Consider the following 14,634-nt stretch of genomic DNA (forward strand, 5'->3'; position numbering starts at 1 on the left):
GCGTGTTTGACCGCGGGCAAGGCCAACGATATGCGCCACGGTGCAAAAGCATAAAATGCGAGGTCAATTGGCCCGCATGGGACATTGAGGAGACCCCACGCAATGAGCGACCGTACCCCGACCGCAGGGCTGGAGGCCCAGGGCATCGAGACCCGCGCCAACCTGCACTGGAACCTTGTCACCGCCCGCCTGATCCAGTCCGCCATCGCGCGCGGGGAGGGAAAACTGTCGGCCGATGGGCCGCTCGTCGTGGAAACCGGCGCGCATACCGGGCGCTCCGCACAGGACAAGTTCATCGTCCGTGATGCCGAAACCGAGAGCACCGTATGGTGGGGCAAAAGCAACAAGGCGATGTCGCCGGAGCATTTCGCTGTCCTGAAGGCCGATTTTCTGTCCGCCTTGCGGGACAAGGAGGATCTGTTCGTTCAGGATCTGTTCGGCGGTTCGCAGCCCGAGCACCGCGTCAACGTGCGCGTGATCAACGAGCTGGCCTGGCATAACAGCTTCATCCGCACGATGCTGGTGCGCCCGGAGGAATCGGAACTGCGCGGTTTCGTGCCCGATTACACGATCATCGATTTGCCCAGCTTCCGTGCCGACCCCGCGCGGCATGGCTGCCGCAGCGAAACCATCATCGCGGTCAACTTCACCGACAAATTGATCCTGATCGGCGGCACCAAATATGCCGGCGAGATGAAGAAATCGGTGTTCAGCCTGCTCAACTATCTGCTGCCGCCGACGGGCGTGATGCCGATGCATTGCTCGGCGAATATCGGCAAGGATGGTGACACCGCCGTATTCTTCGGCCTGTCGGGCACCGGCAAGACCACGCTCAGCGCCGATGCCAGCCGCACGCTGATCGGTGATGACGAGCATGGCTGGTCCGACACCGCCGTCTTCAATTTCGAGGGCGGCTGCTACGCCAAGATGATCCGCCTGTCGGCCGATGCAGAGCCCGAGATCTTCGCCACCACCAAACGCTTTGGCACCATCCTCGAAAATGTGGTGATGGACCCGGTGACGCGCGTGCTCGATCTCGACGATGCGAGCCTCGCGGAAAACAGTCGCGGGGCCTATCCGATCGACTTCATCCCCAACGCGTCCGAACACAATATGGGGCCGGTGCCGCGCAATGTCGTGATGCTGACGGCGGACGCCTATGGCATCCTGCCGCCGATCGCCAAGCTGACCCCGGAACAGGCGATGTACCACTTCCTGTCCGGCTACACCGCGCGCGTGGCCGGGACGGAAATTGGCGTGACCGAGCCCGATGCGACCTTCTCGACTTGCTTTGGCGCACCGTTCATGGCGCGGCATCCCTCGGTCTACGGCAATTTGCTCAAGGAGCGGATCGCCAAGGGCGGGGTCGATTGCTGGCTGGTCAATACCGGCTGGACCGGCGGGAAATACGGCGTCGGCAGCCGTATGCCGATCAAGGCGACGCGGGCGCTGCTCAACGCGGCGCTCGACGGCAGCCTGAACGGCGTGGAATTCCGCACCGATCCGAATTTCGGCTTCAAGGTGCCGGTGGCGGTGCCAGGGGTGGACAGCGCGATCCTCGATCCGCGGGCAACCTGGGCCGACAAGGCGGCCTACGACGCCACGGCGGCAAAATTGGTCGATCTGTTCGTGGAAAACTTCGCGCAATTCGCCGATCATGTCGATGAAGGGGTGCGACAATCGGCCCCGAAGGTTCACGTTCCCGCCTGATGGCCCGGTCTTCGGATCGGGCGCGCCCAACCGGAAAGCCCGATCCGATGACCCAATTGCCTTTTCGCCCATTCCCCGACGATGACGCCATTCGCCGCGTCGGGGAGGGGCTGCTCGACCACAGCCTGCCGCGTGCCGAGTGGACGCATGAGGCGCATCTCGCCGCGACCACGTGGCTGGTGCGCGATCGTCCGGACATCGCCATCGATGTCGAAATTGCCGCTATCATAAGTAGCTACAACGTCGCGGTCGGCGGGGTGAACGACGACACCCAAGGATATCATGAGACGATTACCCGCGCCTACCTCAGTGGTGTGTGCGCCCATGTTGCAGCGCGACCGTCCGGGGAGACGCTGGTCGCGTGCGTTAACGCCCTGCTTGGATCACCGGCAGGACAGCGCGATTGGCCACTACGCTTTTATTCGCGCGATCGATTGTTTTCGGTGGCCGCGCGACGCGGTTTCATCACGCCCGATCTCGCGTCGCTGCCGGGCGCATGCTAATCTTGCTATGCTCGGATCAGCTCGAAAGGATGCACATATGGGATTGCTCGACGGACTGCTCGCCCAAGTCACTGAAAATGTCGACGTAAAGAACCTTGCCGCGAAGGTCGGGCTGACGCCGGAGCAAGTCGAATCGGCAATCACCGCGCTGGGCCAGGCCCATGCCGCGCCGACCGATACGGCCACGACTGCGGCCGAGACGACTGGCCTCCCCGTAGACGTGCTGCAGCAGATCATCGGCCACATCGGCGGTGAAGGGGCGCTCGCCCAATTCGCGACGCTTTTGGACGGTCCGCTTGGGAGCGCTGGCAAGGGCGCGCTTGGCGAACTCGAAGGGCTCGCCGCCAATTTCTTCGGCAAGAAATAACGCGACGGGCAGCGTCAGGCGGGCTCGACCCGCAGGACGCTGCCATCCGCGCCGACGATCCGCACCGTCGCGCCTGCGGCGGTATCCGGCCCGGTTGCGCTCCACGCGCCATCGCCAACCGTCACCCGGCCCTCGCCATCGACGATCGCTTCGCAAACCACGACACGCTTGCCGATCAGTCGGGCCGCGCGATCATTGAGGAGCGGGTCGGCCGAGGACCGGTCCGACTGGCGATACCAACGCCACCCAAGCGCCACCAGCGCCCCGGTCACCACCGCAAATATCAACGCCTGGACGATCACCGGCAAGCCCGGCGCGATCAGCGCGACCACGCCGACACTGGCGGTACCGGCTCCCAGAAAAATCAGGAAAAAGCCAGGTGCCAGCATCTCGGCAATGACCAGCGCGAGCGCCGCCGCAAACCACAGTGCACCATCGCTCCATGCCACGCCGAACAGCATCATTGCGGCTTGTCCTCAAACGGTCCGCGCGGCCGCGGCGTAGCGGGAGCCGGCGGTGTCGGACTGCCCGAAATCGCCTCGCGCGCCAGCTCGCCAATCCCGCCCAGCGTCCCCATCAGCTGAGTCGCTTCGACCGGGAACAGGATCGTCTTGGCATTCGGAGACGTGGCGAACTTGCCGATCGCCTCGACATATTTCTGCGCGATGAAATAATTGATCGCCTGAACGCTGCCGCTCTCGATCGCGTCGGACACCGCCTTGGTCGCGCTCGCCTCGGCCTGGGCGGCGCGCTCGCGCGCTTCGGCATCCCGGAAGGCGGATTCGCGACGACCCTCGGCCTCGAGGATCTGCGACTGTTTGGCCCCTTCGGCGCGGTTGATCGCATTCTGCCGCGCCGCTTCGGACTCGAGGATCGTCGCGCGCTTTTCGCGCTCGGCCTTCATCTGGCGCGTCATCGCGTTGACGATGTCGGCAGGCGGGCGGATGTCCTTCAATTCGACGCGGGTGATCTTCACGCCCCAGCTTTCGGTGGCATGATCGACCACCATCAGCAGCCGCGTGTTGATCTCATCGCGCTTCGACAGCGTCTCGTCGAGATCCATCGATCCCATCACGGTACGCAAATTGGTCGTCGCGAGCTGCATGATGGCGAGGTAGAGGTCGCTCACCTCATAGGCGGCCTTGGCGGCGTCGAGCACCTGGAAGAACACCACGCCGTCGACCGCGACCATCGCATTGTCCTTGGTGATGATCTCCTGTCCCGGAATATCGAGCACCTGCTCCATCATGTTCACTTTGCGACCGATCTGGTCGAACAGCGGCACGATGAAGGTGAGCCCGGGTTGCGCCACAGCGGTGAACTTGCCGAAGCGCTCGATCGTATATTGATAGCCCTGGCGCACCACCTTCATGCCGAGCATGAGATAGAGCAGGACAACGACGACCAGCAGCCCTGCAATGACGAGTGCCATGAAATACCCCCGGAGCGGCGACCGCACGGGCGCGGACGCGACGTGGCGCTGTTCTAGCAGATCGGGCGCGGTGGGGTAGGGGAATATAACGGTGGCACCGACACCCTATCGCCCGATCTCGCTTCGATGCAGCAAGGTTATCAAACGCGGCCATACACCGTATGCGACTTGGCTGTTTCGATACCGTGGGAAACCCTGAACAATGAGCGATGTGCCGTCCGATATCCCCGAAGTGCTGACGATGCGCTCCTGGTTGTTCGCGCCAGGCGATAGCGAACGTAAGCTGGCCAAAGCGATTGCGAGTCCGGCCGACATCGTCCTGCTGGATCTGGAAGACGCGGTGACGCCCGAAAACAAGCCGCTCGCGCGGCAGGTTGTTCACGATGCCTTGCAGGCGAACGCGGCGGGCCGATCGCGCTTGTGGGTGCGGATCAATCCGCTCGACGGCACTGCTGCGCTTACCGATCTGGCCGCGATCATGCCTGCCCGTCCCGGCGGCATAATGGTGCCCAAGGTCAACGGGCGGGAGGATGTCGAGCGGCTCGATCATTATCTCAGCGCGTTCGAGGCGGCGCACGGCATCCCGGCAGGGTCCACCCCGGTCATCGCGCTGGTCACCGAAACCGCCGCCGCCATGTTCCGCACCGGCGACTATAAGGGTGCGCCGCGCGTCGTGGCGTTGACCTGGGGAGCGGAAGATTTGGCCGATTTGATCGGGGCCAGCGACAATCGCAACGCCGATGGCAGTTATGGCTTCACCTATGAATTGGCGCGCTCGCTGTGCCTGCTCGGTGCGGCGGCGGCGGAGGTCGCGGCGATCGAAACGATCCAGGGCGATTTTCGCGATCTCGACTTGCTCAAAGCGCGGGCGGAAAAGGTGCGGCGCGATGGTTTTCGCGGGATGCTCGCCATCCACCCCGCCCAAGTCGACGTGATCAACGCCGCCTTCACGCCGACTGCGGAGGAAATCGCCGAGGCGCAGGCGATCGTCGATCTCTTCGCCGCCAATCCGGGCGTCGGCGCGATCGGGTATAAGGGCGGAATGCTCGATCGCCCGCATTTGTCGCGCGCAAAGCAGCTTTTGCGGCAGACCTGACCGCCTGTCATCAGGCCGACGCCGGGCCCCCGCGCCCTTGCGTCGGCCTTGCCGATGCGCGGCTTACGGGTGGATCAGCTCAACCGCGATTGCGGTCGCCTCGCCGCCGCCGATGCACAAGGCGGCAACGCCCTTTTCGAGTCCCCGCCGCTTCAACGCCGCGACCAGCGTGGCGATGATCCGCGCGCCGCTGGCACCAATCGGATGGCCGAGCGCGGTCGCGCCGCCATTGACGTTCAGCTTCTCGCGCGGAATGGCCAGCTCGCGCATCGCGATCATCGCCACGGTGGCAAATGCCTCATTGACCTCGAACAGATCGACGTCGTCGACCGACCAACCGGCGCGCTCCAGCACTTTGCGGATCGCCGCGACCGGCGCGGTGGTGAACAAAGCCGGGGCATGGGCGTGTGCCGCGGTCGCGACGATTCGCGCCTCCTGCGACAGGCCGTGCTGTTCGGCCACGCTCGCCCGCGTCAGCACCAGGGCGGCCGCCCCATCGGAAATGGAAGCGGAGGTAGCAGCGGTGATCGTGCCGTCCTTGGCGAAAGCGGGGCGCAGGCTGGGGATTTTCTCGGGCTTGGCCTTACCGGGTTGTTCGTCTTCGCTGACGACGACATCGCCGCCGCGGGTCTTGACCGTGACCGGAACGACTTCGTCGGCAAAGCCGCCGCCGGTGATCGCCGCGTTGGCGCGAGTCAGGCTTTCGATCGCGAAACTGTCCTGCTCGGCGCGGGTAAATTGATAGGCGGTGGCGGTATCCTCGGCAAAGGCCCCCATCGGTTTGCCCCTGTCATAGGCATCTTCCAGACCGTCCATCATCATCGAATCGATGACGACGTCATGGCCAATCCGCGCGCCCGAGCGGTGTTTTGCCAGCAGGAACGGCGCATTGGTCATGCTCTCCATACCGCCGGCCACTACTACGTCGACGGTGCCCGCCATCAGCGCTTCGGTCGCCATGATGGTCGCCTGCATGCCAGAGCCGCACATCTTGTTGATCGTGGTCGCTTCTACCGAATCGGGCAGCCCCGCGCCGAGCGCCGCCTGGCGGGCGGGGGCCTGGCCCAGGCCCGCAGGGAGCACGCACCCCATATAAATCCGATCGATGCTGTTCGGGTCGACCTGCGCCCGTTCGACTGCCGCACGCACCGCCGTCACGCCGAGTTCAACCGCGGTGACGCCGGAAAGCGCCCCCTGAAAGCCACCCATTGGCGTACGGGCGTAGCTGGCGATGATGACGGGGTCGTTAGGCATGGATCTTCCTTTTATACATCAGAAGGCGCGGGCGAGGGGCATTCTCTCGATATCGGACATGGGCTCATAGCGGCAGCGTTGCCAGACATCGCGGCAAATTTCGCGAGCTTCCGAGCTTTCTTCGCCGATTTAACGGCAGGCTTGCGCCCAGCCCGACGACGAGATTGTGGTGCAGCCGCACGACTTCCTGATCGTGAAGCGGCGTCCCTTGCGCCGTTTCTCCGACGGGGCTGATGGAAGAAAATGGTCGTAACATTTTGAATATTAACAAATAAGTTAGGTCATATGTAAGTATGGGTTCGCGCGGGGCAAGAGTTGGGTAAAATCCTGTCTTGAACCGCGACAGGATGTGAATGATGACTGACATTCAGAGGGCCAGCCGTACCCCCCCGGAGGAGCGGATCGCCGATGCTGAATCGACCAGCGCGCCGAGCCTCCCGTTAACGCGCGGTGCCACCTTTGCGATGGCGGCCGCAGCCGGGATCGGGGTTGCCAATATCTATTACAACCAGCCGATGCTGGGCATCATCGAACGCGAGTTTCCGGGCGCTGCGGCCGGCATGATCCCGACGGCGACCCAGCTCGGTTATGCGGTCGGCCTGTTCCTGCTCGTGCCGCTGGGTGACCTTGTCGAGCGCAAGCGCCTGATCCTGCTGCAATTCGGTGTGCTGGCGCTGGCTTTGGTCGCCGCTGCGATTGCCCCGACGGTTATGCTGGTGATCCTCGCCTCTTTGCTGGTCGGTGCTGCCGCGACGGTTGCGCAGCAGATCGTTCCGTTTGCCGCCCATCTGGCTGCGCCCGAACGCCGCGGCGCGACCGTCGGCACCGTTATGTCGGGGCTGTTATGTGGCATCCTGCTCAGCCGCACGTTGGCCGGGTTCGTCGCGACGCACGCGGGGTGGCGCGCGATGTTCTGGCTCGGTCTGCCGATGGCGCTGTCCGCTGGTGCGATGATGGCGTTCTCGCTGCCGCGCAGCAAGCCCGACTCGACCCTGCGCTATGGAGCATTGATGCGCTCGCTCGTCCATTTGTGGCGCGAGTTCGGCGCGCTGCGGCTGGCGGCGGTAACGCAATCGCTGCTGTTCGCCGCGTTTACGGCGTTTTGGACCATCCTCGCGCTGCGGCTGCAGGAACCGCGCTTTGGCCTTGGGGCCGAAATCGCCGGACTCTTTGGCGTCGTTGGTGCGGTCGGCATCCTTGCGGCACCGATTGCAGGGCGGATCGCCGATCGCCACGGGCCGCACCAGGTGATCGCGATTGGCGCGCTGCTGACGCTGCTTTCCTGGTTGATCTTCGGCGTGTGGACCTCGCTGGCCGGCTTGATCGTCGGCGTCATTCTGCTCGATTTCGCCGTGCAGAGCGCGCTCGTCTCCAATCAGCATATTGTCTACGCCTTGCGGCCGGAAGCGCGCTCGCGGTTGAACACCATCTTCATGGGGGCGATGTTCCTTGGCGGCGCGGTCGGCTCGGCCGCCGCGATGACCGCGTGGAAGGCGGGGGGCTGGGACGCCGTCGCTGCCCTTGGCGGCGCGTTCGCACTGGTTGCGGTCGCGCTGCAGATCGCCAGCCTGCGCAGAAAGCACTGATGATGCGGATCGTGATCGTAGGCGGGTCGCTCGCAGGTCTGTTCGCTGCAGGGCTGCTGCGAAAGGCCGGGCACGATGTCCAGGTCTATGAGCGTTCGCGCGCCGGGCTTGCCGGGCGCGGTGCTGGACTGGTTCCGCAGGAAGAGGTGTTCGTCGCGCTTCGCGCGCTTGGGCTTGATGATCTGGCAACCATCGGTGTGATGGCGCGCGAGCGCATTTTCCTGGATCTTGATGGCACCATCACCGGGCGCGTTGCCGCGCCCCAGATGCAAATCTCCTGGGACCATCTTTATACCGGATTGCGCGACGTGCTTTCGACATCGGACTATCATGTCGGTCGCGATGCGGTGCAGGCAGGAACCGACGACAGCACGGCATGGGTGCAGTTCGAAGACGGAACGCGCGTAACCGCCGATCTGGTCATCGGTGCCGACGGGATCGGGTCGACGGTCCGCGCGGCCGTGATCGGAACCGCGCAACAGGCGACCTATACCGGCTATGTCGCCTGGCGCGGGTTGGTCCCCGAAAGCGCGCTTCCCGACAGTGCCGCGCAAACGCTGCTCGACCGGTTCGCCTTTTACACGGGCAATCGATCGCAGGCGCTCGGTTATGTCGTCCCCGGGCCGAACGGTGAATTGGAGCCGGGGATGCGGCGGTACAATTGGGTCTGGTATCGGCGCGCGGACGATCTCCAGCGCACGCTCGCAGACCGCACTGGCCAGGTTCATGCGTTCTCCCTTGCTCCAGGACAGCTTTCCGAGCCGGCAAAGTCTGATCTGCGGTCTGCCGGTTCGGCGCAGCTTCCGCCGCAGTTTCACGATGCGCTGCTGGCCGAGCCAAACCCGTTCGTTCAGGCGATCTTCGATTATGAAACCCCGAAAATGGCGCGCGGACGGCTGGTACTCATCGGTGACAGCGCCTTTGTGGCGCGCCCGCACACGGCGATGGGCGTGGCAAAGGCAGCGGGCGATGCGCTGGCGCTGACAAGCGCATTGGCCGAAGCCCCCATCGAAGCGGCGTTGCAGCGCTATCAACGGGCGCGCCTGCGGATCGGCCACGCGATCGTCGACTTCGGGCGGCGGCTCGGCACGTTCATGGAGTGAAGGGCCGCCGTGACATTCCCCGGGGGAGCAGGCCTGCCCTGGCAAGGTGCCGCGCTCTTCAAAACAATTTGCGAAGACCCAGGCGGACGGACCGACCGAGCGGATCAAGATAAGCGGCTTGAAAGCGATTGGGCGTTGCCCCCGTCCGATCGCGCACCTGGATTCGGTCGTTCAGCATATTTTCCACCGTGAACTGGAGCGACATCTGTTTGCTCCAGGGGCGGTGGGCGATCTTGGCGATATCGAGCGATCCGTAGAGCGTGAGCCAGGTTTTCGCGGAGAAACGAAGATCGGAAACTGCCGACGCACTGCGAATGCGGGTTGGTGCTTGCAGTCTGGCATACACCCCGACGTTGAACGGGCCGTAATTTCCGCCGACGGTGCCATCAACATCCCACTCGGGCCGTCCGCTGGTCCCGTCGATTGTCGCTCCATTGAGGAGATCGAGCGATGGTAATCCGTTCCGCAAGACCAGACGATCCTGCAACCGATAGTTGGTCGTCAGGTTTATATATAGGAACGGGCGCGGTTTGGCCGGTTTCGCCGGAGGCCCGTCCTTGTTCGGCGCAGGCGGCGGTGGTGGGGCGCGGCCAATCGGGGTCTGGAGGTTCAGCGTCATCCGCAACTTCTTCTCGTTCTCGCGCGCCAGATTGACCGGACGCAGATCGACGCTGATCAGGGTTCCCGCCAAATCCCGGAGGAATAGCCCTGAAAACGCGACCTGAAAGTCCGGTGTCAGGCTTCCCAACGTGGCGGACTGGTTATCGATGGTGGTGTCGAGAAAATCGATCCCGAAGCGGAACTCCCGGTCTTTGAAGGGTTGTAGCGCAAGCCCCAGCGTCGTCGTTCGCCGTCGCTCGGGCATCAGTGACGGGTTGCCCCCCACAAGCGTGGAAACCAGCACACTGGCACCGGCGGTAAAATCAAAAAACGGGGTGTTCGGCGTCGTAAAGGTGGGGCTGACGAGCAGGCCGATCGCAGGCGGCGTTCGCGTTTCGGTGATGGAACCAGTCAACTGCACGGGCCGCACCGGGGTCCAGGTGAATCCATAGTTCGAACTGGTCAGCCGCCCATAGCGGGAGACATCTGACACACCCACCATGCCGTTTACCGTCAACTGGCCAAGAATGGGCAGCACACCGTTCTGCGCCGAGGCGATGGGTATCACGGTGTTGAAACTGGCTCCGCCGATCGATCGACTGACGGCCCCAAGGTCGATCGCTTCGCCATTGCCATGGGTCCCGCTGACCGAACGACTATAATCCGCAGAAACCGTGACTTGCGCATCACCGGCAGGCAGATGGGCGAGCGAGCCATTCACAACCGCTTTGCTCGCAACCGTACTGGTCGAGGTACGGCTGTGGTTGACGGTGCGTTGCGCCGCGCTCGCGACGTCGAGCGCTGCCATGGGATCTCCGCCGCCCGTGACCGCGTCCTGAAGCGCATCAAGTGGAACACCCGTTTCTGAGTCCGCCCGGGAGAATACGCGGTCATAGCTAGTGGTCACGTTCCACGACCACCGTCGGATACTGCCCTGAAGGGTCAGGCCGCCATGCGCGGTCAGCATGGAGCTGTTCTGGTGCAGCACCGCCCCGGGAAAGGCGCGATAGACCAGTACTGGCCCGGAAAAGGGCAGCGCCGTTGTACCTCCGGGCACCTGAATGATGCCCGAGGCGAGCCCGCTCAACCCGCTGTTGCGGTCTGCCTGAACGGAAAGGTTGAGCGAACCGTCCACGCTCTTGCCAAGCGGTGCCCCGAAGGCTCCTTCGGCGTGAAGCGTATCTGTACGCTGCTGCAACGTGCGGTAGGCACCGGAATCGGTCATCGCCCGGCCGGAATTGACATAATTGTCGAGCGATTGACGGGCCGCGACGCTTTGAGGAACGGCGGCGATGGTAACGGGATGGCCTGCAAGGCGATCCAGCGAAGGGTCGATGCTGCCACCGCCGACGCCGGTGACGTTGCCGCCAACGGCGAAAAGGGAGTCGGGATCTGGCGCGATCGCTCGCTGGCTTTGTAGCAGGGGATCGAGATGGAGATAGTAGAGGCTGAGCGAGGCCCGCTTCGGCCCCTCGATACGCGCGCCATTCACTTCGACATAGTTGGTCGCACCGCCGCCCTCGGTGGTCGTGCCGCCCAGTTCCTGCAAAGTCACCGACCGAAAATGCTTTTTGGTGATGAAGTTCATCACCCGCATCGTTGGCGGAAAGCCGAAGCGAGTGGCCTCCTGCTCGGGCAGGACCTCGACACGTTCGATCGATTCCGGAGGCAGGCTCATCAAAACGCCGAATCCTGAAACGCGTCGACCGTTAAGCAGGATGGCGGGTTCACCGCCATTGGCGGAGGTTGCCACGCCCTTAAGGCGTTTCATCAGGTCCGCCATGCTTGTCGGCCCCAGCGCCAGCAGTGCGGCGCTGTCGAACACGGCAAGCGGTTTCACCGTCTCGATGGCAGTGCCTGCGGTTCGATGCCCGGTGACGACGATGTCACCTGTATCGCGGTCCGTCATGGAACCTGGCGTCAGCGGGTCGGCGGGTGCGGCAGGGGCTGGCTGGGTTTGTGCAGCCTCGGAAACGTCGGCGAGGCCGACGGAAACGAGCGCGAAAGATGGCCATGCCCAGCTTGAGGCCTTCACGCTGTTCCCCCACGGCCGCGTACCCGCAATGGCGGCGTACCCCTTGGTAAAACGATCTTATATCAAGCACCTTGGCGGAATTGTGGCGGTCGCGGAAACCGTTCAGGCGGAACCCGCGCGGTGGCCTGATTTCACATGGAGCAGCGCTCGTGCGGGGGGGACGATCGGTCGCAGCCAAAACGCCCGTCAGGCAGCGATCGATCGCCGTTCGACGCTGAATCCACAAGACGCCATCGCGACGCCGTCAAGCGCCTTCATGGCGTGGTTGATGATTGCCACAAGGCCGCCCTCGCGGTCGGACGCATCGACAATCAGCCGCGCGCTCAGGCATAGCCGCAGCGCGGCGACCTTCTCGCCATGGCGTAGGCCACACGCGACCGGCTGGCCCAGCCGGATCGCGGGAACGTTCGGACCGCCTCGCGCAACTCTCTCAAAGACATGCCGCGTTTCGACTGCGTTGAGGGTGCCGATGCCGTTCTGCCGATTGAGCAGGAACGGGAAGATGGTCGGCATGGCATCATAAGACAGATCAGACCCGCTTGGCAGCAGCGGATGCCGATCAAGCGAGCGGGTTGCCAGCGGTATGAAGGCACCATCGTGCCGCAGGCGATCCTCCACCGCCTTCCCAAACGTCCTGACGGTGCGCTCGATCTCGGATGATGGAATGGCCAGCAGCGCCTGCCACTCATGGAGGGCAGCATGCCAGCGCAACAGCAGGCCGAAATTGGCGCGGTCCGGCAAGGCTTGTCGCGCGCGCCAGCCCGAGGGCAGCTCGGCAGGCGCACAATAGTCCGCCATTTGCGGGGGCAGTTCGCGGTCGCGCCAGCGCTTTGCGAGAGACGGCGGGCAGAACAACGCGCCGCTGAAACTGGGGCCGCCCAGAAATTTCGATCCCGTTATCGCAAGGGCGAACCCCTGCGCGAGATAGGCCCGAATGGTTTCCGGTGTGAGGCGCAGCTGGCAGCCATCGATCAGGAAATCGATGCGGTCGCCATAACGTGCCCTCAGGCGAAACACCGTATCGAGACGGGGGGCGATCAACCCGGTCTTGGACACATCCGTGACGACGACCAGGCAATTGTGGCCGCTTTCAATCGCGGCGGCGATACGGGCGTTGATGTCGTCCTCAACATCGTCTTCATCTCTTAGGCAACCGGCATCGTCCCGTACGGCAAAGGTCGCGTTGCTTATGCCCGATGTAATCGAACTGCCCGGCAAGCGGCACGCGCCGCTTGGCGAATGCGCCATGAAGTGCGAGCCCGAAGCCGCACTCGCCACCGAACTGCCGGTTTCGCTCGGCTCGAGCGTCAGGGTGAAAAGGGGTGCGTCCGGCTGGCGAAACAAAAGCGTCGCCAGCAAGTGCAGATCGGTGCCGGAGGGTGATAGCAGGACCTCGACCCCTGACGATGCCGCACATCCGATACAATCGAGCAGGCTGGCGCGGAGACCGTCACATTCCGCCTGATAAACAGCGGTTTCTCCCCGCGCGACACTCTCGCCCAGAAGATACCGGTGATAGTGTTGGACCGCCGCAAAGGCGCTGCCCGAAATCGACGAAGCGGTGGACGAGCTTAGCGCGCGTTCCGAGGCAGCCGGACGCGGTCCGTATCCATACATATTGCACCCCGTCTGCGGATCGAGCGCAAGCCGCTCATCCCCGCCGCTGACGAGCAAGTGCAGTAAATCGAGGGCGCTCACGCGGCGCACTCATAGCCGACCCCTCGCAACGCGCCCGCATAGCTGACGAACGCGTCGAAAAGCTTCTGCATCGCCACTTTTTTGTACGGGAACGTCTCCCCGTCATCCATGTCGTGAACGAGCATGGCGACATCGACCTCGAAAATCAGCAGTCGTCCGTCGGGCAATTCGGCACAGTCGATCCCGAAATAATCGAGCCCGATCCGACGATTGAGCGCGGCGAACGCAGCAGCGTGCCGGTGAGCGAAATCGATATCGAAATGCTCCATCCATGCCGCCTCGACGGCGCGTTTATCGGCATTTTCGGCCATGCCGGCGCTCAGATAATGCACGATCCAATGGTCGGAGAGCGCCAAATGACTGGGGAACGCCTTGCCGCCGATAAACACCACGCGTTGTTTGCTGAACAGTCCGTCGTTTCCGCGATAATCGATAAAGGGCGCGATGAAGAACTTCGCACTCTCATCGGTGGCGAGATACGCCAGCGCGGCGTCGGGCGAGTCCAGGCGATCGAGTCCGCCGCCGGCATGCGTGCCGAGGGGGCGCACAATGATGGGGAAGGCAAGGCTCGCGACATGGTCGGCGAGTTCGGTTGCTCCCGAGCCGATCGATTCGAGCACCGCCCGATCGACCTTGGTGGTTGGCGGGACGCACAGCGACGCCTCGGCCGCAAGCGACGCGCTGACGTCATCCCGCGTCAGCCCCGCGATCCGGCGCGGATCGGCATTCATCACTGGACCACCGAGCGTGGGCAATAATTCCGCCATCCGCGCCAGGACGGCGCGATGCTCGGTGGCCTCGCCAATCGCCAGCAAGGCGACATCATATTCGGGCAGGCCGTCCAGATCTGCGGTGTCGGCATCGACATAGCGCAGCCACAGAACGGCGTCGGAACCGTTGAGCAGGAAATCGACCGGCGTGTTGGCCATGAAATCGCCCGGCGTGACGAAGGCGAGCACCTTCAGGCCCGAGCCATCACCGTGGACGATGCAAAAGTCGCGCTGAAGTGCGACGGCCTGATCGAGCAAGGCACGCGCTTCGTCGGCGCGAAAATGGCAATAGAGCATCATCGACAGATCGATCATCGCTGCCGCGTCGCCCACGTCCGCCTCGATCCGCTGGATGGTGTGTTGCCATAAAGCGGTCATGTCGCGGCGCTCAAAGGCCATTGGCAAAAGGCGATGCATGCCGAGCGTCTCGGTGCGTGGACCGATTACGGGCCGGTTGAGAAGGGGGTGGTTGACTGGCAT

At 63.7% G+C, this 14,634-nt stretch carries 12 protein-coding genes; 6 read left to right on the forward strand and 6 right to left on the reverse strand.

Going from position 1 to position 14,634, the window contains the following annotated elements:
- Nucleotides 1–102 precede the first annotated feature (102 nt).
- Genes ACP7BL_RS13775 through ACP7BL_RS13785 form a run of 3 tightly spaced genes read left to right on the forward strand, consistent with a single transcriptional unit; the run spans nucleotide 103 to nucleotide 2,580 of the window.
- Nucleotides 103–1,710, forward strand: coding sequence for a phosphoenolpyruvate carboxykinase (locus ACP7BL_RS13775; RefSeq protein WP_126846379.1), 1,608 nt, complete (start codon nucleotides 103–105; stop codon nucleotides 1,708–1,710).
- Between the two features lie 47 nt (nucleotides 1,711–1,757).
- The gene (locus tag ACP7BL_RS13780; protein ID WP_126846380.1) at nucleotides 1,758–2,213 is read left to right on the forward strand and encodes a hypothetical protein; all 456 of its coding nucleotides are present in this window, start codon (nucleotides 1,758–1,760) and stop codon (nucleotides 2,211–2,213) included.
- A gap of 37 nt (nucleotides 2,214–2,250) precedes the next feature.
- A complete protein-coding gene (locus ACP7BL_RS13785) occupies nucleotides 2,251–2,580 on the forward strand; it encodes a hypothetical protein (protein WP_033965966.1) in 330 nt (109 codons plus the stop codon).
- Between the two features lie 14 nt (nucleotides 2,581–2,594).
- On the opposite strand, the gene ACP7BL_RS13790 is transcribed toward ACP7BL_RS13785, so the two are convergent.
- Both ACP7BL_RS13790 and ACP7BL_RS13795 read right to left on the reverse strand, forming a co-directional pair.
- Nucleotides 2,595–3,044, reverse strand: a complete 450-nt coding sequence (locus ACP7BL_RS13790) for an NfeD family protein (protein ID WP_426258600.1) — start codon at nucleotides 3,042–3,044, stop codon at nucleotides 2,595–2,597.
- Nucleotides 3,041–4,012, reverse strand: coding sequence for an SPFH domain-containing protein (locus ACP7BL_RS13795; protein ID WP_033965968.1), 972 nt, complete (start codon nucleotides 4,010–4,012; stop codon nucleotides 3,041–3,043). The genes ACP7BL_RS13790 and ACP7BL_RS13795 overlap by 4 nt, the downstream gene beginning before the upstream one ends.
- Nucleotides 4,013–4,214: 202 nt before the next feature.
- Here ACP7BL_RS13795 and ACP7BL_RS13800 point away from each other — a divergent pair, with 202 nt between their 5' ends.
- Nucleotides 4,215–5,108 (forward strand): HpcH/HpaI aldolase/citrate lyase family protein, encoded by an 894-nt coding sequence (locus ACP7BL_RS13800; protein WP_426258601.1) that lies wholly within the window; start codon nucleotides 4,215–4,217, stop codon nucleotides 5,106–5,108.
- Nucleotides 5,109–5,171: 63 nt separating this feature from the next.
- On the opposite strand, the gene ACP7BL_RS13805 is transcribed toward ACP7BL_RS13800, so the two are convergent.
- Complete coding sequence (locus ACP7BL_RS13805) at nucleotides 5,172–6,362, reverse strand: acetyl-CoA C-acyltransferase (protein WP_426258602.1); 1,191 nt, start codon at nucleotides 6,360–6,362, stop codon at nucleotides 5,172–5,174.
- Nucleotides 6,363–6,826: 464 nt separating this feature from the next.
- Between ACP7BL_RS13805 and ACP7BL_RS13810 the strand changes: the two genes are divergently transcribed.
- Both ACP7BL_RS13810 and ACP7BL_RS13815 read left to right on the forward strand, forming a co-directional pair.
- Nucleotides 6,827–7,948 (forward strand): MFS transporter, encoded by a 1,122-nt coding sequence (locus tag ACP7BL_RS13810; protein WP_299112636.1) that lies wholly within the window; start codon nucleotides 6,827–6,829, stop codon nucleotides 7,946–7,948.
- Nucleotides 7,948–9,051, forward strand: a complete 1,104-nt coding sequence (locus ACP7BL_RS13815; RefSeq protein WP_426258603.1) for an FAD binding domain-containing protein — start codon at nucleotides 7,948–7,950, stop codon at nucleotides 9,049–9,051. Before ACP7BL_RS13810 ends, ACP7BL_RS13815 begins: the two co-directional genes overlap by 1 nt.
- Before the next feature lie 58 nt (nucleotides 9,052–9,109).
- Here ACP7BL_RS13815 and ACP7BL_RS13820 read toward each other — a convergent pair whose 3' ends face one another.
- From ACP7BL_RS13820 to ACP7BL_RS13830, 3 genes are all read right to left on the reverse strand, one after another.
- Entirely contained in the window at nucleotides 9,110–11,686 is a 2,577-nt protein-coding gene (locus ACP7BL_RS13820; RefSeq protein ID WP_299112562.1) for a hypothetical protein, read from the reverse strand.
- A gap of 186 nt (nucleotides 11,687–11,872) precedes the next feature.
- Entirely contained in the window at nucleotides 11,873–13,384 is a 1,512-nt protein-coding gene (locus tag ACP7BL_RS13825; protein WP_299112564.1) for a hypothetical protein, read from the reverse strand.
- Nucleotides 13,381–14,634, reverse strand: coding sequence for an ATP-grasp domain-containing protein (locus tag ACP7BL_RS13830; RefSeq protein ID WP_299112567.1), 1,254 nt, complete (start codon nucleotides 14,632–14,634; stop codon nucleotides 13,381–13,383). Before ACP7BL_RS13830 ends, ACP7BL_RS13825 begins: the two co-directional genes overlap by 4 nt.

Source organism: Sphingomonas sp. DC1600-2, assembly GCF_049897605.1.
Classification (GTDB): Bacteria; Pseudomonadota; Alphaproteobacteria; order Sphingomonadales; family Sphingomonadaceae; genus Sphingomonas.

Coding starts and splice junctions, on each gene's coding strand:
- ACP7BL_RS13785 (WP_033965966.1), top strand. CDS start 2,251: ATGGGATTGCTCGACGGACTGCTCGCCCAAGTCACTGAAAATGTCGAC.
- ACP7BL_RS13790 (WP_426258600.1), bottom strand. CDS start 3,044: ATGATGCTGTTCGGCGTGGCATGGAGCGATGGTGCACTGTGGTTTGCG.
- ACP7BL_RS13800 (WP_426258601.1), top strand. CDS start 4,215: ATGAGCGATGTGCCGTCCGATATCCCCGAAGTGCTGACGATGCGCTCC.
- ACP7BL_RS13795 (WP_033965968.1), bottom strand. CDS start 4,012: ATGGCACTCGTCATTGCAGGGCTGCTGGTCGTCGTTGTCCTGCTCTAT.
- ACP7BL_RS13810 (WP_299112636.1), top strand. CDS start 6,827: ATGGCGGCCGCAGCCGGGATCGGGGTTGCCAATATCTATTACAACCAG.
- ACP7BL_RS13805 (WP_426258602.1), bottom strand. CDS start 6,362: ATGCCTAACGACCCCGTCATCATCGCCAGCTACGCCCGTACGCCAATG.
- ACP7BL_RS13780 (WP_126846380.1), top strand. CDS start 1,758: ATGACCCAATTGCCTTTTCGCCCATTCCCCGACGATGACGCCATTCGC.
- ACP7BL_RS13775 (WP_126846379.1), top strand. CDS start 103: ATGAGCGACCGTACCCCGACCGCAGGGCTGGAGGCCCAGGGCATCGAG.
- ACP7BL_RS13815 (WP_426258603.1), top strand. CDS start 7,948: ATGATGCGGATCGTGATCGTAGGCGGGTCGCTCGCAGGTCTGTTCGCT.
- ACP7BL_RS13830 (WP_299112567.1), bottom strand. CDS start 14,634: ATGCCAGTCAACCACCCCCTTCTCAACCGGCCCGTAATCGGTCCACGC.